Source organism: Kitasatospora sp. NPDC052868, assembly GCF_044547105.1.
Lineage (GTDB): Bacteria > Actinomycetota > Actinomycetes > Streptomycetales > Streptomycetaceae > Kitasatospora.
The window spans coordinates 30,756-52,232 of record NZ_JBITZW010000022.1 but is presented as its reverse complement, the minus strand read 5'-3'; the positions used below and the strand labels follow the sequence as shown (position 1 = coordinate 52,232).

Genomic DNA, 21,477 nt, shown 5'->3' with positions numbered 1-21,477 from the left:
GTGAAGGTGATCGGGTCGGCACCAGCCGGATCCGGGCTGGTCCCGGGCCGGTCCCGGGGCCGTGCCGAGCCGGTCCCGAGTCGGTCCGGGGTCAGTGCCGGCGCTGGGACTGCTCCTGCTGGACGAGCTGGTCGAGGACGTCGGGCATCGCCTCGACACCGCCGGCCCTGGTCGGCGAAGTGCGGTACTCGCCCTGGACGACGACGGTCGGCAGCTCGTTGATCTCGTAGCGGACGAACAGTGCGGCGGCCTCTTCGGTGGCCTGCTGGACCTCGGTGGAGCGGTAGGCGTTCCGGAACTGCTGCGCGTCCACGCCCTGACTCACCGCCCAGGAGGCGGCCGAGTCCTCGGTGATGACGTCCTGCTCGTTGTCGTGGACGGCGCGGAAGGCGCTGACCTGCAGCCGCTCGACCAGGCCGAGGCGCTCCAGCGTGTAGTACAGGCGCGCGTGACCGCGCTGCGCGCTCTCCTCGGGGCTGCCCTGCCAGATCGCGGGAACCCGGCGCAGGTTGACGTCGGCGCGGTGCTTCTCGGTCCAGGCCTGGAGCGGCTTCTCCAGCTTCTGGGAGTGTCCGCAGTCGTACCAGAAGAACTCGATCGCCTCGGTGCGGGCGCTCTCGCGCACCGGCTGGGGGTGGTCGAGCCGGGCGTACTGGGCGCCCTCGCGGGGCGGCTCCTGGGTGACGGCGCCGGCCTGGACGGGGGATGCGGCGATCCCGGTGGCGACGGCGAGCAGAATGGTGGACCTCAGTAGTGATTTCACACCGCGAAGTGTGGCGGTGACGTTTCGTTACCGGCAGGTTCGGCCGGTGCCGCCGGGCCGGGATTCGCCCGTTCGGCGCAGGCCGGCCGGCGGCCCCGCCGACAGCCCGACCCGGCACGGTACGACCCGACCCGACGCATCCCGTCAGCGCACCCGGATCAGCGCGCCACCTCCGCGAACAGCCGCTGCCAGGCGTCCGCCACCACGCCGAGCTCGAAGTGCGCCAGCGCGTGCTCGCGGGCCGCGGCCCCGTACCCGGCGCGGTCGCCGGCCAGCACCTTGGCGAGCGCCTCGGCGAGGGCGAGCGGGTCGCCGGGAGCGACCAGCGCACCCGTCGCACCGTCCCGGACGACCGTCGAGACCCAGCCGACGTCGGTCGCGACGGCGGGCACCCCGGCCAGCGCGGCCTCGATCAGGACGCCGGGCACGCCCTCGCTGTCGCTGGTGAGCAGCAGCGCGTCCGCGGCCCGGTAGAGCGGGGCCGGGTCGGCGAGGGTGCCGAGGAAGTGGGTGCGGGCGGCGGCCGGGTGCTGTTCGAGGGCGGCCCGCAGCGGACCGTCGCCGGCCACCGCGAGGCGGACGTCCGGCAGCCGGTCGAGGGCGTCGAGCGCCAGGTCGAGCCGCTTCTCCGGGGCGATCGCGCCGACCCAGGCGACCAGCAGCGCGTCGCCCGGCAGGCCGAGCGCCTGCCGGGCTGCGCGGCGCTCGTCCTCGTCGGCGGCGGGCGGGTAGCGGTCGGCGGCGCGGGCGTTGGGGATGGTGCGGACCTTGGCGGCGGGCAGCCGGAAGCGCTCCAGCAGGACGGCGCGGGCCTCGTCGGCGAGGGCGGTGACGGCGGCTGCGCGGTGCAGCAGGGTGCCGGTGCGCAGCCGGCGGACGGGGCCCGCGGTCCAGTGCCGGGGGTCGCCGATGGAGACGTAGGCGAACGGGGTGCGGGTGCCGGCCAGGGCGAGGGCGCAGGCGGGCAGGGTGCTGGAGCCGTGGGCGAGGACGAGGTCGGCGGTGCGGGCGGCGGAGCGCAGGGCGAGCAGGGTGGCGGGGTGCAGTCGGCCGGGGCCGAGCACGGTGGTGGCGAGGGTGTCGGGCGCGTCGGGGTGGGCGTCGGGGTGCGGGGCGAGGGCGCGCAGGGCGGAGGCCTGGCCCCGGCGGCGCAGCTCCCGGTGGAGGTCCCGGGCGAGGTTCTGGGCGCCGCGGCGGCGCGGGTCGGTGATCAGGTGCAGGATGCGGGGGCGGGTTCCGGCCGTCTTGGCCGACGTAGCGTCGGGCATGGGGACGACCTTGGCACAGGCCCCGGCGCGGTACAGCCCCTTCGCGCCAGCCGGTGGTGGCCCGTGCACCGGCGCGCCTGCCCCGACGGGCGCCGTTTTCGTGCGGTCGTACGCCGGTGCGGGTGCTTGTGCGCCCTGTTTCGCACCCTTGGCCGCTCTCGACCGCCCCCCGCCTGCCCCACACCGGACGGCCCGGCTCACCGATTCCCTGGCGGGCCGCACCCGCCACCTGCGATGCTGATCGGCAGTCAGGGTGCCGGCCGGCATGGGAGACCGGCCGCGCCCATCAGGGCGGGGGTTGGCCGGTGCATGTGCTCTACGTGATCGACAGCGTCAGCCGGGTCGGCGGGGCCGAGCAGGGGCTGGTGGCGATGGCCCCCCAACTGGTTCGGGCCGGCGTGAAACTGGACGTCGCGTACCTCAAGGACTCGCCCGGCGGGTTCCAGCCGGAGCTGACCGCGGCGGGCGTCGACGTGTTCGGCGTCGGCCGGGCCACCCGGGGGCGGACGGCCACCGCGCTGCACCGGCTGATCCGCGAGCGCCGTCCGGAGCTCGTCCACACCACCCTGTACGAGTCGGACGTGCTCGGCCGGGCGGCCGCGCTGTCGGCCCGGACCCCGGTGGTGTCCAGCCTGGTCAACTCCTCGTACGGTCCGGAGCACCGGCACGCGCGCGGGCTCAGCCCGTGGAAGGTCCGCGCCGCGCAGGCGGTGGACGCGGCGACCGCCCAGGGCACCCGCCGCTTCCATGCGCTGACCAGGCATGTGGCCGGGGCGATGGCCCGCCGGCTGCGGGTGTCCTCGGATCGGATCGACGTGGTGCCGCGCGGGCGCGACCCGGAGCTGCTGGGCACCGTCACCCCGGCCCGGCGGGCCGCCGTCCGGACGGCGCTCGGTCTGCCGCAGGACGTGCCGGTGGTGCTGGCGGCGGCGCGCCAGCAGTACCAGAAGGGCCTGGACGTGCTGCTGGAGTCCTGGCCTGCGGTGCTCCGGGCCGAGCCGGAGGCGGTGCTGCTGCTGGCGGGCAGCGAGGGCGGCGAGACGGCCCGGCTGGAGGCGCTCGCCGGGGCGGCCGGCCAGGTGCGGTTCCTCGGGCCGCGCGGCGACGTCTTCGACCTGATGGCCGCCGCCGACGCGTTCGCGGTGCCGTCCCGCTGGGAGGGGCTGGGCAGCGCGGCGATGGAGGCGATGGGCGTCGGTGTGCCGCTGGTCTGCGCGGACGTCCCGGCGCTGCGCGAGACGGTCGGCTCGGAGGACTACGCCCGGCTGGTGCCGCCGGAGCGGCCCGCCGAGCTGGCGGCGGCGCTGGTCGACACCCTGGACGACCGGGCGGCGGCACGGGTGCGGGCGAAGTCGGCCCGGGCCCGGTTCCTGACGTCGTTCACCCTGCACCAGGTGTCGGTGCAGATGGTCGAGTTCTACGAGCGCTCACTGCGACTGCGCCCGATCTGACCGGATTCGGCCCCTGCCGGCTCCCGGTCGGCCTCCAACGGCGCCCAGTATCGCCAAAATGGTTGCGCCGCACGTCGCGGCTCGGCAAGCATCGCAGGGGGACCGGCGGGAGCGGCGGGCCGAGGGCGGGCCCGGTACGCGCGCCGCCGCGGGGGAGCGCGTCGTCAGGGGGCGAGTTGCGACATCAGCCGAGGGATTCCACCGTGCCTGCGTCACGGCACAGGGGCGGCTAACGGCACAGGGACGGTTGACGGTACAGGGACGGTTGGCAGCACCCGGACCGCCGCGCTCCCCCACGGGCCGCCCCCGGGTGGGAGTTCCACAGCACCACCGCACCACGAACGCGAGGGGATCCAACCGGTGGAACCGGCAAACCACTTCACCGTCCTGCGGCGGTACTGGCGACTGCTCGTCGGCTGCACGCTCGCCGCGCTGGTCGTCGGCTGGGTGCTCACCCCGGCCGGGGACACGGTGGACAACGCCAAATGGAAGTGCAAGGTCGCCATCACGCCGGTCGCGGGGGCCGGCGACACCGTGCGGGCCGACCAGGTGCTCTCGTACGCGCAGGGCTCGGACGTCGCGACGGCGGCGGCCAGGCAGCTCGGCATCGCCGACGCGGCCGCGGTGATCGCCCGCCGCACCGTGACCGCCGACAGCGCCCAGATGCTGTCGATCGCCACCACCGGACCGACCCAGCAGTCCTGCTCCGACCTGGCCTCCGCGTACTCGGCCGCGATCATCAAGGGCTTCAGCGAGGAGTCCGCCAAGAGCGCCGCCGAGACCATCAGGAAGCTGCAGGCCCAGGCGGACGGGCAGCAGAAGCAACTCGACGACATCCAGCAGCAGTACAGCCGCTCCTCGTTGGCCGACCAGCCCAAACTCCTGCCGAAGCTGACCGCCGCCTCCACCTCGCTGACCGCCACCCTCACCGCGATCAGCAAGCTGCAGAACGGCGCCCAGACCGACGCCATCCAGCAGTGGGGCAGCATCGACGCCCGGCAGGGCGCCGGGAACCTGCTCACCTCGCCCAGCCGCAGCCTGCGCCTGGGCCTCGCGGTGTCCCTCGGCCTGGCCCTCGGCACCGTCGCCGCGCTGATGCTCAGCCGGATGGACACCCGGCTGCGCACCCGCAACGCCGTCGAGGAGGCGTTCAACCTGCCGGTGATCGGCGAGGTGCCGCAACTCTCCCGCCGGCTGCGGCGGTTGCGCGAGCCGCTGGTCCGGGCCAGGCCCTCCGACCCGGCCGCCGAGGCGTACCGCTCGCTGCGCTCCACCCTGCTGCTGACCGGCCCGGACACGCTCGCACTGCCCGCCGGGCACACCGGCCGGGAGGGCGCCGAGTCGGTCTCCCGCCGACTGGCCAACCCCGCCCCGGTGGTGCTGGTCGCCTCCGGCCGCAGCGGCGACGGGCGGACCACCACGGTGGCCAACCTGGCCGCCGCGCTCGCCGAGACCGGGCGCAAGGTCCTCGTCCTGGACTGCGACTTCCGCCACCCGCAGGCGCACGCCCACCTCGGGGTGGGCGGCGGCCCGGGGATGGCCGAGCTGCTCAGCGGCGAACAGCTCGGTGAACTGGACGAGTTGATCCGCCCGACCAATGTCGAGGGGGTCTTCCTGATCACCGGCGGCAACACCACCGCCTACCCCGCCGCGCTGGTCCTGCGGGCCGGCGAGGTGCTGCGCCGGGCCCGTCTGCAGGCGGACGTCATCCTGGTGGACACCTCCCCGCTGCTGCACGCCAACGACGCGTACGACCTCGTCCAGCACGCCGACGCGGTGCTGGTCGCGGTGCGAAGCGGCAATGTCACGCCGGAACAGGCCGACCGGGTCGCGGAGTTGCTCTCCCGTACCGGGGTGCCGGTGGCCGGGGTGGCACTGCTCGGCACCTACGGCGCGTCCGGGCGGCGGCGGCGCACCACGGGCGGCGGCGGCCCGGGCCCGCTCGGCGCCCGGTCCGTGCAGCCCGCCCTGCCGCGCGCCACGACCCCGGCCCCGTCGACCGACCGGTCCGGGCCGAGCTGGGCCCGGCGCAGCGCCGGCGGCGGCGCCAACGGCCGCGGCGGGCCGGGCGGACAGAAAGGGCTGAGCGGGCCGAGCTGGCAGGGCGGCCACCACGCAGCCGGCGGCCAGGGCGCGTCCGGCGGCCACGGCGGTGCCGGCGGCGGCGACCACGACGAACCGGCCCTGCTGCGCGAGGCGGAGGAGCGGTGAGCGGACGCACCCGGGTGCTCTGGCTGGCCAAGGGACTGGGCCGCGGCGGTGCCGAGCAACTGCTGGTCAACTGCGCACGTCACGCGGACACCGAGCGCTACGAGATCGAGGTCGCGTACGTGCTGCCGTGGAAGGACGCACTGGCGCCCGCCCTCACCGAGGCCGGGGTCCGGGTGCACTGCCTGGGCGGCGTCCCGGGCACCCCCGGCCGGGCCGACCCGCGTTGGCCGCTGCGGCTGCGACGGCTGCTGGCCGCCCGCCGCTACGGACTGGTGCACACCCACATGCCCGTACCGGCCGCCGCAGCCCGCCTGTTGGCGTTCGGGCTCGGCGCCGGCGGCACGCCGCGCCTGGTGCACACCGAGCACAACGTCTGGGACCGCTACCGCCCGGTCACCCGCTGGGCCAACGCGCTCACCTACCGGCGCAACGACGCGGTGATCGCCGTCTCGCACGCCGTCGAGCGGACCATCCCGCCCGCCCGCCGCCGCCCCGGCGCCTGGGTGCACGTCGTCCACCACGGCCCGGACCTCGGCGGCGCCCCGCAGGGCCCGGCCGCCCGCACCGCGGCCCGCGCCGAACTCGGACTGCCGCAGGACGCGTTCGTGGTCGGCACGGTCGGCAACCTGACCCCGAAGAAGGACCAGGCCACCCTGCTGGCCGCGCACGCCGCGCTGCGCCGCCGCCACCCCGGCGCCCGCCTGGTGCTGATCGGCGCCGGACCGCTGGACGCCCGACTGCGCGCCCGCGCGGCCGAGCTGGGCCTCACCGGCAGCGTCCTGTTCGCGGGCTCCCGCCCGGACGTGCCCGCCCTGCTGCCCGCCCTGGACGTGTTCACCCTCAGCTCCCACCAGGAGGGTCTGCCGGTGGCCCTGATGGAGGCGATGACCAGCGGCCTGCCGTCCGTGGTCACCCGGGTCGGCGGCATGCCGGAGGTGCTGGACGACGGCGGGCAGGGCTTCCTGGTGGCGCCGGGCGACCCGGCCGCCCTGGCCGACGCCCTCGGCCGGCTGGCCGCCGACCCGGAGCTGCGGACCCGGCTCGGCGCGGCGGCCCGGCAGCGGTCCGGGCGCTTCGACGTGGCGGGCGCCCAGCAGGCCGTCGAGGCGGTGTACGAGCAGGTCCTGCAGCACTGAAATCCCGTGCGCCCGCACACCCGCCGTAGGCCCCCCCTCACCACCGAACCTCACCACCGAAGGAGAGCGAGTCCGGACGTGAGCGCCCTGCCCGCCCCCGCCGAGCCGACCTTCCGACCGCTCGCGGAGGCCGACCTCCCGGCGGTGCTCGACCTGCTGACCGCCTCCCTCGCGGGCGGTCCGACCGGCACCCGCACCGCCGACTTCTTCCGCTGGAAGCACCGGCTGAACCCCTTCGGCGCCAGCCCCGGACTGCTCGCCGAGGCCCCGGACGGGCGGCTCGTGGGCGTCCGGCTGTTCCTGCGCTGGCAGTGGTACGACGGCGCGAGCGGCCGTACCGTCGCCGCCGTCCGTCCGGTGGACACCGCCACCCACCCGGACTTCCAGGGCCGCGGCATCTTCCGCCGGCTGACCCTCGACCTCCTCGAACAGATCAAGGGCGAGGCCGAGTTGGTGTTCAACACACCCAACGGCAGCAGCCTGCCCGGCTACCGGAAGATGGGCTGGCAGGAGCTCGGGGCCGTCCCCGTGGCCCTGCGGCCGGTCCGGCCGGCGGCCTTCGTCCGCGGGGTGCGCGCCGCACTGGCCCGCCGCCCGGCCGGCCCGGCCGCCCCGCCGCACTGCCGACTGCCCACCGCCGCCGACTGGTTCGCCGACCACCACGGCGACGGCCCGCTGGCCGAGCTGCTGCGTGAACGGGCCGCCGCCGACGCCGCCGACCCGCGGCTGGCCACCGTACGCACCCCGGAGTTCCTGCGCTGGCGCTACGGCGACGCGCCCGGCCTGGACTACCGGGTGCTCACCTGCCACCGCGGCGGCGAGCTCACCGGACTGGCCGTCGGCCGGCCCCGACGGCGCGGCCCGCTCGCCGAGTTCACCCTCGCCGACGTGCTGGTCCGCCCCGGCGACCGGGACAGCGCCGCCCGGCTGCTGCGCGCCGCCGCCCGGGAGTCCGGCTGCGACCACGTGGCCGGCCACCTCTCCCCCGGCACCGAGGCCGCCGGGGCCGCCCTGCGCGCCGGCTATCTGCGCGCCCCGCGCACCGGCCTGACCCTGGCCGCCCGCACTCCCGCCGGCCGCACCGAACTCACCCTGGAATCCTGGCGGTTCACCCTCGGTGACCTGGAGGTCTTCTGATGCCGGCGGTCCTCCCGGCCCGGGCCGCGCTGCAGCGCATCCCCTGGCCGTCCGCCGTCGCGGCCGCCCTGGTGACGGCCTACGTCACGCTCTTCGTCCTCGCCATGGTGCACACCTCGTACGACACCTGGGGGGCGCTGCTGATCCTCCCCGCGCTGATGGCGATCGGCACCCCGATCCTGGCCCGGATCGCCGCCGCCAACCCCGAGCGGGACGTCTTCCGCCTGCTGCTGCTGGCGATGACCGCCAAACTGCTCTGCGCCTTCCCCCGCTACCTGATGGCCTTCGTGCTGTACGGCGGCGCGGCCGACGCCAAGATGTACCACCAGAAGGGCGGGGAGCTCGCCGCCTACCTCGACCAGGCGGACCTGCTCTCCGGCGTCCACTACGACCTCGGGATGAAGGTCGCCGGCACCGGCTTCATCATCATCCTCACCGGCGTGGTCTACGCGATCACCGGGCCCTCGCTGATCGGCGGCTTCCTGGTCTTCTCCTGGATGGGCTTCTGGGGCCTGCTGCTGTTCTGGCGCGCCCTGCAGATCGCCTTCCCCGAGGCCGACACCCGCAAGTACGCCAAGCTGGTCTTCTTCCTGCCCTCGCTGCTGTTCTGGCCCTCCAGCATCGGCAAGGACGCCTGGATGATGTTCTGCCTGGGCCTGACCACCTACGGCACCGCGCGGCTGCTGGACCGCCGCTTCGGCGCCTTCGCCTGCATCGCGCTCGGCTCGGTGGGCACCGCGATGGTCCGCCCGCACGTCACCGCGCTCGCCGGGGCCGGCCTGCTGGTCGCGTACGTGCTGCGCAAGCGGCCGCGGCAGGTGAGCGCGCTCGGCCCGCTGCGCACCATCCTGACCGCCGTGGTGCTGGCCGCCATGGCGGTGCTGATGCTGCAGCAGGTCTCCGCCTTCTTCGGCACCGAGGGGACCGGCGGCGACGCCGTCAACCAGGTGCTGTCGGAGACCTCGCGGCGCACCAGCCAGGGCAACTCGATGATCAACGCCACCGCCCCGGAGGACGCCGCACCCCGGTTCAGCCTGAACCCGGCCGGGCTGCCGGTCGCGGTGATCAGCGTCCTGTTCCGGCCCTTCCCGTTCGAGGCCTCCAACATCCAGAACCTGATCCAGTCGGTGGAGTGCTTCGCGCTGCTGGTGATGTTCATCCGCGGCTGGCCACGGCTCAAACGGCTGCCCCGGCTGTTCGTCCAGCGCTCGTACATCGCCTTCACCGCCGTCTACACCCTGCTGTTCTGCTGGGCCTTCTCGACCATCAACAACATGGGCATCCTGTCGCGCGAACGCGTCCAGGTGCTGCCGCTGGTGCTGGTCCTGCTGGTCGTCCCGGCCGCCGCCACCACGCGCGGCCCCGTCAAGCGCCGGCCGCCGCCGGTCTGGCGGGTCGCGCCGGGCCAGTGGGGCGAGCGCCGGCGGCCACCCGAAGTCCACCCCGTCCGCATCGGCGGGCCGGGGCCCGATGGAGCGTCACCGACCCAGTCGCCTTCCCAGGGGGGATCAAGCACGCCATGACCATCGACACCCTTGCCCTGCCCGCCGCCCTCGGCGGCACGCCCGCCTTCCCCGACGGGCTGCCGCTCACCCGGGTCGAGGTCCCGGACCGCGCCGCCGTGCTGGAGCGGCTCGCCGCCGTACTGGACAGCGGGCAGCTGACCAACGGGCCGACCGTCGCCGAACTGGAGGAGAGCGCCGCCAAGCTGCTCGACGTGCCGCACGTGGTGGCCGTCTCCAACTGCACCGCCGGGCTGATGCTGGTCCTGCAGGCCGCCGGGGTCGAGGGCGGGCGGCCGGTGGTGATGCCCGGCTTCACCTTCTCCGCCACCGCGCACGCCGCGCACTGGGCCGGCGGCACCCCGGTGTTCGCCGAGGCCCGGGAGCGCGACATCACCCTCGACCCCGGGGACGCCGCCGCCCGGCTCGCCGCCGCCGACCGCCCGGCCGCGCTGATGGCCACCCACGTCTACGGCACACCCTGCCAGGTCGAGCGGCTGCAGGAGGTCGCCGACGCGGCCGGGGTCCCGCTGGTGTACGACTCCGCGCACGGCTTCGGCAGCCGCCGCCGGGGCGTGCCGATCGGCAACTTCGGCTGGGCCGAGGTGTTCTCGATGAGCCCGACCAAGGTCGCGGTGGCCGGTGAGGGCGGCCTGGTCGCCACCCGGGACGGCGACCTCGCCCGGCGGCTGCGCACCGCCCGCGACTACGGCAACCCGGGCGACTACGACACGCTGTTCCCCGGACTGAACGCCCGGATGAGCGAGCTGCACGCCGCCGTCGGCCTCAACTGGCTGGCCGGACTGCCCGAGCGGGTGGCCCACCGGGGCGCGCTGGTCGCGGAGTTCGCCGCCGAGACGGCCGGCCTGCCCGGACTGCGGCTCGCCCTGCCGGAGGAGGGCGACGTCTCCACCTTCAAGGACCTCACGCTGATCCTGGACGCGGCCGGCTTCGGGCTCACCTCCCGTCAACTCGCCGCCGCACTGCGGGCCGAGGGCATCGACTCGCGCCGCTACTTCCACCCCCCGGTGCAGCGCCAGCGCGCGTACGCCCACCTCGGCCAGGCCGAGGCGCTGCCGGTCACCGACCGGCTGGCGGACGCGGTGCTGACCGTGCCGCTCTGGTCGCAGATGGACGCGGCCACGGTGCGCCGGATCGGCGCCGCGGTGGCCCGGATCCAGCCGTACGCGGAGCGCCTGCGCGCCGCCTGAGCCGGAGCGGTCCCGTTAGGCGGATCGGGTGAACCCGGTTGGACCGCGGGCGTGCCAGGTCGGCAGGATGTCCGGCCGGGGCCCGCGGTCCCATCTCACCCCTCCCCGTACGGATTTGGAGTCACCCGGTGTTCAAGGGATTCCGCAGCTTCCTGCTGCGCGGCAACGTGGTGGACCTGGCGGTCGGCATCGTGATCGGCGCGGCCTTCACCGCCGTCGTCACCGGGTTCGTCACGGCCTTCCTCACCCCGCTCATCGGGGTGGCGACCGGCGCCGTCGGCGACTTCACCCAGAAGACCTTCGCGGTCGCCGGCACCCGGTTCCCCTACGGCGTGTTCATCAACGCCCTGATCAGCTTCGTCCTGGTCGCCGCGGTGATCTACTTCATCGTGGTGGTGCCGGTCGGCAAGCTGCAGGCCCGGCTGGACGGCGCCAAGCCGGCGCCGGTGGCCAAGGCGGACTGCCCGGAGTGCCTGAGCCCGATCCCGGTGGCGGCGGTGCGCTGCTCCTTCTGCACCTCCGAGGTGGCCGGCCACCCGGGCTTTCCGGCCCAGGCCCTGCCGACCCGCTGAGCCGCCGGCCCCGGCGGCCGACCGCGCGGGCGGGCGGCCGGCCCGATGAGCGCGCGGCCCGGCCGCCGGTCGACCCGGCAGCCCGCTGACCAGCGCACGAGCCCGCCCAGCGGCCGCTCGGCAGCTCACGGGAAATTTATTCCCCAAACATTCACGAGCCCCCGCCGCGCGGACGACGGGGGCTCGAATGCGCCAGCGCACGCCCTGGCCGCAGAAGTTTCTTCGGACGGCCACGAAGGCTCCACCGGGCAGTCACCCCACCGGCCTTCCCGGCCCGCGTCCGGGCCGCGTTCGACCGCGCACGGCCGAATCAGGCTGGCCTGAACTCGATGCCGAAATGTCTGTTCTTCCTACTTTCGAAACCTTTGTGCGGGCGAAGACTGTGTAAACACTCGAACTGCTCGCCCTCCCACTCTCCTCAGCAGGCGCATTGTGGGCTTACCGTATGCCCCATGACCTCGCCCCGCTCCTACGACGGAGTCGGCTACCCCTCTCCGTCCTTCTCCTCCGGCACGCCCATCTACGACAGCCTCGTCGCAGAGCGCGGTGTCCCCCAGATCGCACCCATCAACGTGCCGGCCGCCCTGCCGCCGGCGCTGTCCCCCGGTTACGGATCAGGCCTCGGCCAGTCCTACGAGAACCGGTACGGCAACGGGTACGAGAGTGCCGGCAGCAACCTCCCCGCGCTGCCGCCCGCCCGCCTCGCACTCGGCCCCGGGCCGAGCAGCGCCCCCTCCTCCGGCCCCGCCACGGCGTACGTCCCCGCGCAGCCCGCGCCGGCGTACGCCTCGGCGCCCCAGCCGTCCGTCCCCGGTTACGGCGCCCCCCAGCCGTACCTGCCCGGACAGCGCCCGCAGGCCCCCGCCCCCGGCTTCTCGCAGGCCACCACCGGCGGCTACCAGCCGTCCGGCGGCCAGAGCTTCGGCGGCCAGAACACCTTCGTCGGCGCCGGACAGGGCGGGCAGCAGACCTTCGGCGCCCAGCCGCTCGGCGGCCAGAGCTTCGGCGGGCAGCAGAGCTTCACCGGACAGCCCCAGGGCGGCCCGCAGAGCTTCGGCGGCCAGCAGTCCTTCGGCGCGCCGAACCCCGGTGGCTCCGGCTTCCAGGGCCACGGCGGCGACCAGGGCTTCGGCGGCGCCCAGCTGCGCCCGGCCGTCTCGCCGGTCGCCCCGGTCCGCCCGATGCAGCCGCAGCGCCCGGGGCCGTACGGCGAGCCCGGCCAGTTCCAGCAGGGCGGCTACCAGCAGCAGGGGCAGGGCTACTGACACCTCGGGGCCGGCTCCGACCGGCCCGCACCCGCACCACCTGAGCACCACCCGGCGCGCCACCGCGCGTCGGGCGTACGGAGAATCGGGTCATCCACGGACCGCCCGGACGCCTCACCGCGCCCGGGCGGTCCGTGCGCGTACCAGGGCCGCGCAGCACCGCCATCCGCCTGGCAGGATGGGGGAATGCAGCTCACCGGACTCCACGTCCACCCCGTCAAGTCGATGTACCGACTGAGCCCCGACAGCGCCCGGGTGCAGCCGTGGGGCCTGGCCGGTGACCGCCGCTGGATGCTCGCCGACGCCACCGGACGCTTCGTCAGCCAGCGCGAGAACGCCGCCCTCGGCCGGATCCGCACCGGGCTCGGCGACGACGGCGCCCTCACCCTCACCGCCCCCGGCGGCTCGCGGATCGAGATCCCCGCCCCCTCCGTCGCGGCCGGCGACCCGATCGCCGAGGTCGAGGTCTGGGGCACCCGCTTCCGCGCCGCCGAGGCGGTCAAGGAGGCCCACGAGTGGATCGCCGAACACCTCGGCGAGTACCGCCTGGTCCACCTGGACGACCCGCGCGCCCGGCCCGTCGACCCGGACTTCGCCCGCCCCGGCGACACCGTCTCGATGGCCGACGGCTTCCCCCTGCTGCTCACCGCCACCGCCTCGCTGGACGCGCTCAACGCGCTGATCTCCGCCGAGCACCCCGAGGGGCACGAGACCCTCCCGATGGACCGGTTCCGCCCCAATGTCGTGGTCTGCGGCTCCGAGCCGTGGGCCGAGGACGGCTGGCGCCGGATCCGGATCGGCGAGCTGACCTTCCGGGTGGTCAAGCCCTGCGGCCGGTGCGTGATCACCACCACCGACCAGGAGAGCGGCGAGCGGCGCGGCCCCGAGCCGCTGCGCACCCTGGCCCGGCACCACCGGCTGCTGAAGAAGGCGGCGTTCGGGCAGAACCTGATCCCCGAGCGCCCGGCCGGCACCGAGGGCGACATCCTCGGCACGCTGCGGCTCGGCGACCCGGTCGAGGTGCTGGAGGACGGCGCGCAGTGGCCTCAGAACGCCCTGCTCTGAGCCCGTGCGCCGGCACCGCGCCGCCCCGGAGCCAGGCCGCCCGCACGGGCGGATGGCTCCACCGCCATGCGGAACCCGAACTGTGCGCGTTCGTTGAAACATGTGTCGGACCGGACGCTCCCCTCGGGCCGCTGCGGCAGCGGGCGGCCGGACCATCCGCGCAGGCGCGCTACGGTGTGCGGACGGCCCCGTGCGTCCCCGCGCGTACGGCCCGTTGATCGCCGGCCCGTTCACCGCCGGTTCGATGAAGGCTCGATGAAGGTGGGGACGACAGACCGTCATGGCTGAGCACAGGGTCCGGGTCACCCAGGACAGCGCATCCCGCTGGCGTCGTCGCGCCGGCGAGTACGACACGCTCACGGAGGCCCTGGCGGCCGCCGAACCGGGCGACACCGTGAGCGTCCGGCCGGGCACCTACCGGGAGAACCTGGTGCTCGACAAACCGGTCACCCTGGTCTGCGCCGAGGGCCCCGGCACGGTCCGGATCGACCCCTCGGCCGGGGTGCCGCTGACCGTCACCGCCGCCGCCACCGTCCGCGACCTGGTGATCGAGGGCAGCGACAGCTCCGTCCCCGCCGTCCTGGTCACCGGCCCGGACGCCACCCCCGCCCTGGCCGGCTGCCGGGTGGAGACCCGCTCGGCCACCGGCGTGGAGGTCACCGGCGGCGCCCGGCCGACCCTGCGCGGCTGCGTGGTCTCCAATCCGGCCGGCCTCGGTCTGCGGCTGCGCGGCGAGGACACCGCGGCCGCCTTCGAGGACTGCGAGGTGGCCGCCGCCGGGCAGGCCGGGCTGGCCGTCCTCGGCGGCGCGAGCGCCGCCCTGGACCGCTGCCGGGTGCACCACGCCGCCGGCGCCGGGGTGCTGCTCAGCGACCCGGGCAGCGCCGCCGAGCTGACCGGCTGCGAGATCTACGAGATCCGCGGCAGCGGCGTGCAGGCCGAGGCGCAGGCCGGCGGCCGGCTGGTGGACTGCGAGATCCACCGGGTCACCGGCAACGGCGTCACGCTGGACGGCGAGGCCGAGCTGACGCTGACCGGCTGCCGGGTTCACGACCTGCCGGAGAACGGCGCCGACCTGCGCGGACGGGCCCGGCTCACCCTGGTGAACAGCACCGTCCGGGACTTCGGGCGCGGCGCGCTGTCGGTCTGGGACCAGGGCACCGAGGCCACCGCGGAGTCCAGCGAGATCCACGGCTCCACCGGCGAGTACCCGGCCCTGTGGGTCAGCGACGGCGCCCGGCTCACCCTCACCGACTGCTCGCTGCACGACCTGCCCGACGCGCTGTTCGTCCTGGACCGCGACTCCGCCGCCACCGCCGAGGGCTGCTCGTTCAGCCGGATCCGCAGCTCGGCGGTCTCGGTCAGCGGCGGCGCCGGGGTCACGCTGACCGGCTGCCGGGTCCAGGAGGCCGGCACCGGGCTGTGGTTCCGCGACCACGGCAGCGGCGGACTGCTCACCGACTGCGAGATCTCCGACGTCGCCACCGGCGTGATCGTCACCAAGGGCGCCGACCCGGTCCTGCGCGACTGCCACGTCCGGGCCAGCTCGGACGCCGGCGTGTACGTCTCCGCCCAGGGCCGGGGCACCTTCGAGGACTGCCGGGTCTCGCACGGCAAGGGCTTCGGCTTCCACATCATCGACGGCTGCCGCACCGTGCTGACCCGCTGCCGGGCCGAGCAGAACGAGCGGGCCGGCTTCGAGTTCTCCGAGCCCGGCCCGGTGGTCGAGGCCTGCACCTCGGACGACGTCGCACCGGCCGCCCCCGCCGAGGTGCCCGCCCCCCGGACCACCCGGCTGACCGCGACCACCGCCGCCCCGCTGACGGCGCCGGCCGCGATCGGCCCGATCCCCGACTGCCGGCCCGCCGACGAGGCGCTGGCCGAACTGGACACACTGGTCGGCCTGGCCACGGTCAAGCAGGAGGTGCGCACCCTGATCGACCTGATCTCGGTCGGCCGGCGCCGCCGCCAGGCCGGGCTCAAGGCGCCCTCGCTCCGCCGCCACCTGGTCTTCACCGGCGCCCCCGGTACCGGAAAGACCACGGTGGCCCGGCTGTACGGCGAGATCCTGGCCTCGCTCGGGGTCCTCCAGCGCGGCCACCTGGTCGAGGTGGCCCGGGTCGACCTGGTCGGCGAGCACATCGGATCCACCGCGATCCGCACCGCCGCCGCCTTCGACCGGGCCCGCGGCGGGGTGCTCTTCATCGACGAGGCGTACGCGCTCGCGCCCGAGGACGGCGCCCGCGACTTCGGCCGGGAGGCGATCGACACCCTGGTCAAGCTGATGGAGGACCACCGGGACGAGGTGGTCGTCATCGTGGCCGGCTACACCGCCGAGATGGAGCGCTTCCTCTCCGCCAACCCCGGTGTCTCCTCCCGGTTCTCACGGACCATCACCTTCCCCGACTATTCGGCGGACGAACTGCTGGAGATCGCCCGCTCGCAGTGCGCCGAGCACGAGTACGCGCTCGCCGAGGCCACCGAGGGCGCCCTGCTCGACCACTTCGCCGCGCTGGAGCGCGGACCGAACTTCGGCAACGGGCGCACCGCCCGGCAGGTGTTCGAGACCATGGTCGAGCGGCACGCGATGCGGGTCGCCCACCTGGCCGACCCGTCCACGGAGGAGCTCCAACTCCTCGTCCCCGCCGACCTTCCGGGGCCGCGGACGCCGTAACCGCCCGGCGGCCCGGGCCACTTCGGGTGATGGTGGAGGGCGGGACCCGCCCTCCACCGGCCGCCGTCCGTCACCCGCCGTCCACGGCCTCCCCCAACAGCCGCTCGACCAGCAGCTCCAGCCGCTGCTCCGTCAGCCCCGGCCGCAGCCGGCCGACCCTGCTCAGCGTGACCAGCCCGTGCAGGGCCGCCCAGGCCACCTCGGTGAAGGTCTCCGGGTCCCGGGTGCCCGCCACCCGCGCGACCGGGCCGGCCAGCGCGGCGAAGCCCTCCTTCATCGGGGCAGGCGTGTCGGGCCCGCCGAACGGCAGGTCCGTCGCCAGGGTGAACATGGCGTCGTAGAGCGCGGGGTTGGCCGCCGCGAACCCCAGGTAGGTGCGCGCCACCGCGGCGAACTCCTCGGCCGGGCCGTCCACTTTCCCCACCGCGAGCCTCAACTCGGCGGCCAGCACCGAGAAGCCCTCCAGCGCGACGGCCGCCACGATGGCGTCCTTCCCCGCGAAGTGGCTGTACAGGACGGGCTGGCTGTACTCGATCCGCTCGGCCAGCCGCCGGGTTGTCACCGCCTCCCAGCCCTCGGCCTCGGCCAGTTCGCGGGCGGTTCGGATGATCAGCTGGTGCCGCTCGGCGCGCTCGCGCTCCCGGCGCTCGTGAATTGACATGCCATGGATTCTAGCAGCGCTAGACAAGGGAGCGCCGACCGCGCTAACGTCGTTTCAGTTCCTAGCGGCGCTAGAAAACGGCGCAGTGCAAGGCTCCGAACCCATCTGCATCCAAGGGGGATCACCATGTCCGACACCGCCCGCACAGCCCGCACCGCCGTCACCGTCACCATCCGCACCGCCGACACCGTCCGCGAGCGGATCGCCACCGCGCTGACCATCCTGGTCGCCCTGGGGATCAGCTACGTCGGGATCAGCTACCTGTTCGCGCCGGAGGCCACCGCCTCCGGGTTCGGCATGCCCGAGTGGCCGCACGGCGAGGCCGCCGAGTTCCTCGGCATCAAGGGCGTCCGCGACATCGCCACCGGCCTCGCCCCGCTCACCCTGCTCGTCACCGGCCACCGCCGGGCCCTCGGCTGGCTGATGTCGGTCGAGGCGCTGATCCCGCTCGGCGACTGCCTCACCGTGCTGGGCCACCACGGCTCGACCGCCGCCGCCCTCGGCATCCACGGTGCGACAGCGGTCGTGGTCGCGCTCACCGGCGCCCTGCTCCTGACCGAGCGCCGGACGGCCTGACCTGCCGGAACCACCCGAGCTGCCGGAACCGCCCGACCTCCCGGAACCGCCCGACCGCCGGGGCGCGGCCACGCCCGGCCGCCGGGGCCCGGTGCGCCGGCCCCAGCGGCCCGGAGCGGGTCAGCCCGTCCAGGCGCCGCCGGCCAGGAAGGACTCCAGCCGGTCCCGGTAGGGCGCGATGTCGATCCGCTCGCCGGCCAGCCAGTCGTCCGAGTAGTACTTGTCGAGGTAGCGGTCACCCGGGTCGCAGATCAGGGTGACCACGCTGCCGCGCTCCCCCGCCGCCCGCATCTGGGCGACGATCCGCAGCGCGCTCCACAGCCCCGTCCCGGTGGAGGCCCCCGCCTTCTTGCCGAGCACCTGCTCCAGCACCCGGACGGCGGCGATCGAGGCGGCGTCCGGCACCTTCATCATCCGGTCCACCGCGCCCGGCACGAAGCTCGGCTCCATCCGGGGCCGGCCGATCCCCTCGATCCGCGACCCGTTCCCGCAGGTCGCATCCGGGTCGTGGTTGACCCAGCCCTCGAAGAAGCACGAGTTCTCGGGGTCCGCGACGCAGATCCGGGTGTCGTACTGCATGTAGTGCACGTAGCGGGCGATGGTCGCCGAGGTGCCGCCCGTCCCGGCGGTGGCCACGATCCAGGCGGGCTCGGGGTGCGGCTCCAGGCGCAGCTGGGCGAAGACCGACTCGGCGATGTTGTTGTTGCCGCGCCAGTCGGTGGCCCGCTCGGCATAGGTGAACTGGTCCATGTAGTGGCCGCCGGTCTCCTCGGCGAGCCGGGCGGAGGCCTCGTACACCTCGTCGGAGCGCTCGACCAGGTGGCACTCGCCGCCGTGGAACTCGATCAGGTCGATCTTGGCCTGGCTGGTGGACTTGGCCATCACGGCGATGAACGGCACGCCGATGAGCTGGGCGAAGTAGGCCTCGGAGACGGCGGTGGAGCCGCTGGACGCCTCGATCACCGGCTTGTCGGGGCGGATCCAGCCGTTGCAGAGCCCGTAGAGGAACAGCGAGCGGGCCAGCCGGTGCTTGAGGCTTCCGGTCGGGTGGGTGGACTCGTCCTTGAGGTAGAGGTCGATGCCCCACTCCGCGGGCAGCGGGAAGCGCAGCAGGTGGGTGTCGGCGGAGCGGTTGGCGTCCGCGTGGACCTTGCGCACCGCCTCCTTCAGCCAACTGCGGTAGGCCGCGTCGGAGCGGTCCACGTCGACGGTCGGCTCGGTGCTGGTCATGGTGACTCTCCTCGTTGCGGCCCCCCACTGCGACCCCTCTTGCTCACAACGAGTGTACGAGAGTCACGATAAGTGACCGTTTTCGTAGCCCCAGCTTCCGCTTATCCCGCCCTGAGAGGGCTTACCCGGGGAGGTAGCCCGCCCGACCGGGCTACCCCGGGAGCACCGACTGCGGGTCCGCCAGGTACGGCCGCCAGGCCAGTTCGGCCGCACCCGCCAGCGCACCGTGCGCGAGCTCCGCGCCGACGATCGGCACCCGCCCGCTGCGCCCCCACAGGCAGCGCTCCGCGACCACCGCGCGCAGCCGCTCGGGCGCCGCCTCCAGCAGGTCGAGGTGGAGACCGCTGAGCACCACCCGGTCGGGGTTGAGGATGTTGGCCACGCCGGCCAGCCCGAGGCCGAGCCGGTCGATGACGTGCTCGACGGCCTCCCGGGCCCGCGGGTCGGTCGCGGCGGACCGGCACAGCTCGCGGGCCTGGTCGAGCAGCGGACGGTCCGGCGCGGGGGTGAGCCCGGCGGCGGCGAACAGCGCGTCCGGGTCGGTCTCGGAGTTGAGGCAGCCCCGGTTGCCGCACTGGCACGGGCGGCCCTGCGGGTCGACGGTCAGATGGCCGACCTCCAGGGCGAGCCCGGCACTCCCGGTGTGCAGTCGGCCGTCGATCACCAGCGCGCCACCGACGCCGCGGTGCCCGGAGGTGACCAGCAGCAGGTGGCGCGCCCCGCGCCCGGCGCCGTGCCGGTACTCGGCGAGCGCACCGAGGTTGGCGTCGTTGGCGACGGAGCTGGGCAGCGGGTCGAGCGCGCCCGGCCCGTGGTCGGCGCGGCCCACCTCGACGTCGTACAGGTCGGCGACCGGGGTGCCGCTGGGCCAGGCGAAGTGCAGTGCGGCGAGCGCGGTGCCGTCCGGTTCGGTGACCGGGTTGGGCAGCGCGAGCGCGGCGCCGAGGCAGCGACGGGTGGTGGCCCGGGCGAGTTCGGCGCCGGCCTGGGCGACGGCGCGCAGCATCCGGACCGGGTCGGTGGCGGCGGGCAGCGGCAGGTGGACCGGCGGGTCCAGCAGGCCGCCGAGCCCGGCCAGGGTGACGCTCAGCCCGTCGGCGTGGATCTGCCCGGCGATGACGAACGGCCCCTCGGGGTCGATGGCCAGCCGGTGGGAGGGCCGGCCGCGGCCGCCGCCGGCCGGGCGGGAGTCGACGGTGATCAGGCCGAGTGCCTCCAGCTCGGCGGTGACGGCGCCGGCGGTGGCCCGGGTGACGTCCAGCGCGCGGGTGAGCGCCGAGCGGGTGGGGGCCTGGCCGGTGTGGATGAGGGAGAGCGCCGGGCCGAGCAGCGTCCGGCCGCGGTCGGGGGCCGCACGGCGGTGGGCGTCGCGCTGCGCGTCGGGGTCGGCCGCGTGGCCGGGCTGCGGACTTGAAGGTGTGAGCTGCACCCGCCTATTGTGACTTTGTGCCGCTTCTAAACAAAATCCGCGCCCACTCCCGATCCGACCGATCGCCCCTCCAGTCTCGCAGCACACCCCCCTCCCCCGACACCCCCTGGGGTGCCGCGCGGCTCGCACTCACCGCGTTCTTCGCCGTCGACGGCTTCCTCTTCGCCGCCTGGGTGGTCCGCATCCCGGACGTCCGCAGCCAGGTCAACGCCTCGCACAGCGCCCTCGGACTCGCCCTGCTCTGCGTCTCGGCCGGCGCCGTCGCCACCATGCCGCTGGTCGGCCGGCTCTGCCTGCGGTACGGCTCGCGACCGGTCACCGTCGGCTCGCTCGCCCTGCTCGGCGCGGCCGTCCCGCTGCCCGCGCACGCCCACACGGTGGCCGCCCTCGGCGGCGTCCTGCTGCTGTTCGGCGCGGGGTACGGCGCGGCCAACGTCGCGATGAACAGCGCCGCCGTCGACCTGGTGGCCGAGTTGCGGCGCCCGGTCATGCCCAGCTTCCACGCCGGGTACAGCCTCGGCGGCCTGCTCGGCGCGGGCATCGGCGGCCTGCTCGCCGGCACCCTCACCACCGCCTGGGCCCTCGGGCTGTCCGGTCTGCTCGGACTGGCCGTCACGGCGGCGGCGGGCGCCGTCCTGCTGCGCAGCCCGGCCGCACCGCTGGTCGCACCCGCCCGGCCGGCCTCCACCGACTCCTCGCCGGGCGCGCCGAAGGTCCGGCTGCTGGTGCTGCTGCTCGGCTTCACCGCGCTCTGCTGCGCGTACGGCGAGGGCGCCATCGCCGACTGGGCCACCCTGCACCTCACCGACGACGTGCACGCGACCGCCGGGACTGCGGCCGCCGGGTACGCGGCGTACGCCCTCGCGATGACGACCGGCCGGGTCAGCGGTACCTGGCTCTCCATCAGGCTCGGCCAGACCCGGGTGCTGCTCCTCGGCGGCCTCACCGCCGCGGCCGGCATGCTGCTCGCCGCGCTCGCGCCCGCGGTGCCGCTCGCCCTCGCGGGCTTCGTCCTGGTCGGCCTCGGCCTGGCCAACATCTTCCCGCTGGCCATCGCCCAGGCCGGTGCGACGGGCGGCCCGCAGGGCGTCGCCCTCGCCTCCACCCTCGGCTACGCGGGGATGCTGGTCGGCCCGCCGGTCATCGGCTTCCTGGCCGACGCCGCGAGCCTCCCGCTCGCCCTCACCACCGTCGCCGCCGCGGCCACCGTCGCCGCCTTCCTCCCCCTGACCGTGCGCCGACGCTGACGCTCCCTCCTCTCCTCGTCCCCGCTAGGCCATCGTCCGCCTGCCGGTCCGCCCGGCGGGCGCCGTGCGAGGATCACGC

General features: G+C 75.1%; 17 protein-coding genes. 12 read left to right on the top strand and 5 right to left on the bottom strand.

What is annotated here, in order from left to right; translation table 11 throughout:
• Positions 1-91: 91 nt before the first annotated feature.
• Together ACIGZJ_RS28825 and ACIGZJ_RS28820 are read right to left on the bottom strand one after the other, a co-directional pair.
• Positions 92-763 (bottom strand): thiol:disulfide interchange protein DsbA/DsbL, encoded by a 672-nt coding sequence (locus tag ACIGZJ_RS28825; protein ID WP_396459992.1) that lies wholly within the window; start codon positions 761-763, stop codon positions 92-94.
• Positions 764-921: 158 nt separating this feature from the next.
• Positions 922-2,031, bottom strand: coding sequence for a glycosyltransferase family 4 protein (locus tag ACIGZJ_RS28820; protein WP_396459991.1), 1,110 nt, complete (start codon positions 2,029-2,031; stop codon positions 922-924).
• Between the two features lie 305 nt (positions 2,032-2,336).
• On the opposite strand from ACIGZJ_RS28820, the gene ACIGZJ_RS28815 reads away from it, so the two are divergent.
• The 10 genes from ACIGZJ_RS28815 (at position 2,337) to ACIGZJ_RS28770 (ending at position 16,255) form a co-directional block, all read left to right on the top strand.
• Complete coding sequence (locus ACIGZJ_RS28815; protein ID WP_396459990.1) at positions 2,337-3,482, top strand: glycosyltransferase family 4 protein; 1,146 nt, start codon at positions 2,337-2,339, stop codon at positions 3,480-3,482.
• A gap of 360 nt (positions 3,483-3,842) precedes the next feature.
• Positions 3,843-5,693 (top strand): tyrosine-protein kinase family protein, encoded by a 1,851-nt coding sequence (locus ACIGZJ_RS28810; RefSeq protein WP_396459989.1) that lies wholly within the window; start codon positions 3,843-3,845, stop codon positions 5,691-5,693.
• Positions 5,690-6,829: a glycosyltransferase gene (locus ACIGZJ_RS28805; RefSeq protein ID WP_396459988.1), complete on the top strand. Its 1,140-nt coding sequence runs from the start codon at positions 5,690-5,692 to the stop codon at positions 6,827-6,829. Before ACIGZJ_RS28810 ends, ACIGZJ_RS28805 begins: the two co-directional genes overlap by 4 nt.
• Positions 6,830-6,907: 78 nt before the next feature.
• Positions 6,908-7,966, top strand: a complete 1,059-nt coding sequence (locus ACIGZJ_RS28800) for a GNAT family N-acetyltransferase (RefSeq protein ID WP_396459987.1) — start codon at positions 6,908-6,910, stop codon at positions 7,964-7,966.
• Positions 7,966-9,489: a hypothetical protein gene (locus ACIGZJ_RS28795; protein WP_396459986.1), complete on the top strand. Its 1,524-nt coding sequence runs from the start codon at positions 7,966-7,968 to the stop codon at positions 9,487-9,489. Before ACIGZJ_RS28800 ends, ACIGZJ_RS28795 begins: the two co-directional genes overlap by 1 nt.
• Entirely contained in the window at positions 9,486-10,679 is a 1,194-nt protein-coding gene (locus ACIGZJ_RS28790) for a DegT/DnrJ/EryC1/StrS family aminotransferase (RefSeq protein ID WP_396459985.1), read from the top strand. The genes ACIGZJ_RS28795 and ACIGZJ_RS28790 overlap by 4 nt, the downstream gene beginning before the upstream one ends.
• 128 nt (positions 10,680-10,807) lie before the next feature.
• Positions 10,808-11,251: a large conductance mechanosensitive channel protein MscL gene (gene mscL, locus ACIGZJ_RS28785; protein ID WP_396459984.1), complete on the top strand. Its 444-nt coding sequence runs from the start codon at positions 10,808-10,810 to the stop codon at positions 11,249-11,251.
• A 452-nt stretch (positions 11,252-11,703) separates the two neighbouring features.
• Positions 11,704-12,516, top strand: coding sequence for a DUF6643 family protein (locus ACIGZJ_RS28780; protein ID WP_396459983.1), 813 nt, complete (start codon positions 11,704-11,706; stop codon positions 12,514-12,516).
• Between the two features lie 186 nt (positions 12,517-12,702).
• Positions 12,703-13,581 carry an MOSC domain-containing protein gene (locus ACIGZJ_RS28775; protein ID WP_396459982.1) on the top strand — a complete coding sequence of 293 codons (879 nt, stop codon included), beginning with the start codon at positions 12,703-12,705 and terminating at the stop codon, positions 13,579-13,581.
• Between the two features lie 280 nt (positions 13,582-13,861).
• Entirely contained in the window at positions 13,862-16,255 is a 2,394-nt protein-coding gene (locus ACIGZJ_RS28770; RefSeq protein ID WP_396459981.1) for a right-handed parallel beta-helix repeat-containing protein, read from the top strand.
• Between the two features lie 70 nt (positions 16,256-16,325).
• On the opposite strand, the gene ACIGZJ_RS28765 is transcribed toward ACIGZJ_RS28770, so the two are convergent.
• Positions 16,326-16,916, bottom strand: coding sequence for a TetR/AcrR family transcriptional regulator (locus tag ACIGZJ_RS28765; protein ID WP_396459980.1), 591 nt, complete (start codon positions 16,914-16,916; stop codon positions 16,326-16,328).
• A gap of 126 nt (positions 16,917-17,042) precedes the next feature.
• On the opposite strand from ACIGZJ_RS28765, the gene ACIGZJ_RS28760 reads away from it, so the two are divergent.
• Complete coding sequence (locus ACIGZJ_RS28760) at positions 17,043-17,492, top strand: DUF4267 domain-containing protein (protein ID WP_396459979.1); 450 nt, start codon at positions 17,043-17,045, stop codon at positions 17,490-17,492.
• Positions 17,493-17,612: 120 nt separating this feature from the next.
• Here the strand turns inward: ACIGZJ_RS28760 and ACIGZJ_RS28755 are convergent, their stop codons facing one another.
• Both ACIGZJ_RS28755 and ACIGZJ_RS28750 read right to left on the bottom strand, forming a co-directional pair.
• Positions 17,613-18,722 carry a PLP-dependent cysteine synthase family protein gene (locus ACIGZJ_RS28755; protein WP_396459978.1) on the bottom strand — a complete coding sequence of 370 codons (1,110 nt, stop codon included), beginning with the start codon at positions 18,720-18,722 and terminating at the stop codon, positions 17,613-17,615.
• A gap of 151 nt (positions 18,723-18,873) precedes the next feature.
• Entirely contained in the window at positions 18,874-20,052 is a 1,179-nt protein-coding gene (locus tag ACIGZJ_RS28750; protein ID WP_392941298.1) for an ROK family protein, read from the bottom strand.
• A gap of 116 nt (positions 20,053-20,168) precedes the next feature.
• On the opposite strand from ACIGZJ_RS28750, the gene ACIGZJ_RS28745 reads away from it, so the two are divergent.
• The gene (locus ACIGZJ_RS28745) at positions 20,169-21,398 is read left to right on the top strand and encodes an MFS transporter (protein WP_396459977.1); all 1,230 of its coding nucleotides are present in this window, start codon (positions 20,169-20,171) and stop codon (positions 21,396-21,398) included.
• Positions 21,399-21,477 lie beyond the last annotated feature (79 nt).

Bases quoted from the DNA above. Each gene is read 5' to 3' on its own strand.
- ACIGZJ_RS28820 (WP_396459991.1), bottom strand. From the start codon at position 2,031: ATGCCCGACGCTACGTCGGCCAAGACGGCCGGAACCCGCCCCCGCATC.
- ACIGZJ_RS28795 (WP_396459986.1), top strand. From the start codon at position 7,966: ATGCCGGCGGTCCTCCCGGCCCGGGCCGCGCTGCAGCGCATCCCCTGG.
- ACIGZJ_RS28790 (WP_396459985.1), top strand. From the start codon at position 9,486: ATGACCATCGACACCCTTGCCCTGCCCGCCGCCCTCGGCGGCACGCCC.
- ACIGZJ_RS28780 (WP_396459983.1), top strand. From the start codon at position 11,704: ATGACCTCGCCCCGCTCCTACGACGGAGTCGGCTACCCCTCTCCGTCC.
- ACIGZJ_RS28775 (WP_396459982.1), top strand. From the start codon at position 12,703: ATGCAGCTCACCGGACTCCACGTCCACCCCGTCAAGTCGATGTACCGA.
- ACIGZJ_RS28770 (WP_396459981.1), top strand. From the start codon at position 13,862: ATGGCTGAGCACAGGGTCCGGGTCACCCAGGACAGCGCATCCCGCTGG.
- ACIGZJ_RS28765 (WP_396459980.1), bottom strand. From the start codon at position 16,916: ATGTCAATTCACGAGCGCCGGGAGCGCGAGCGCGCCGAGCGGCACCAG.
- ACIGZJ_RS28760 (WP_396459979.1), top strand. From the start codon at position 17,043: ATGTCCGACACCGCCCGCACAGCCCGCACCGCCGTCACCGTCACCATC.
- ACIGZJ_RS28755 (WP_396459978.1), bottom strand. From the start codon at position 18,722: ATGACCAGCACCGAGCCGACCGTCGACGTGGACCGCTCCGACGCGGCC.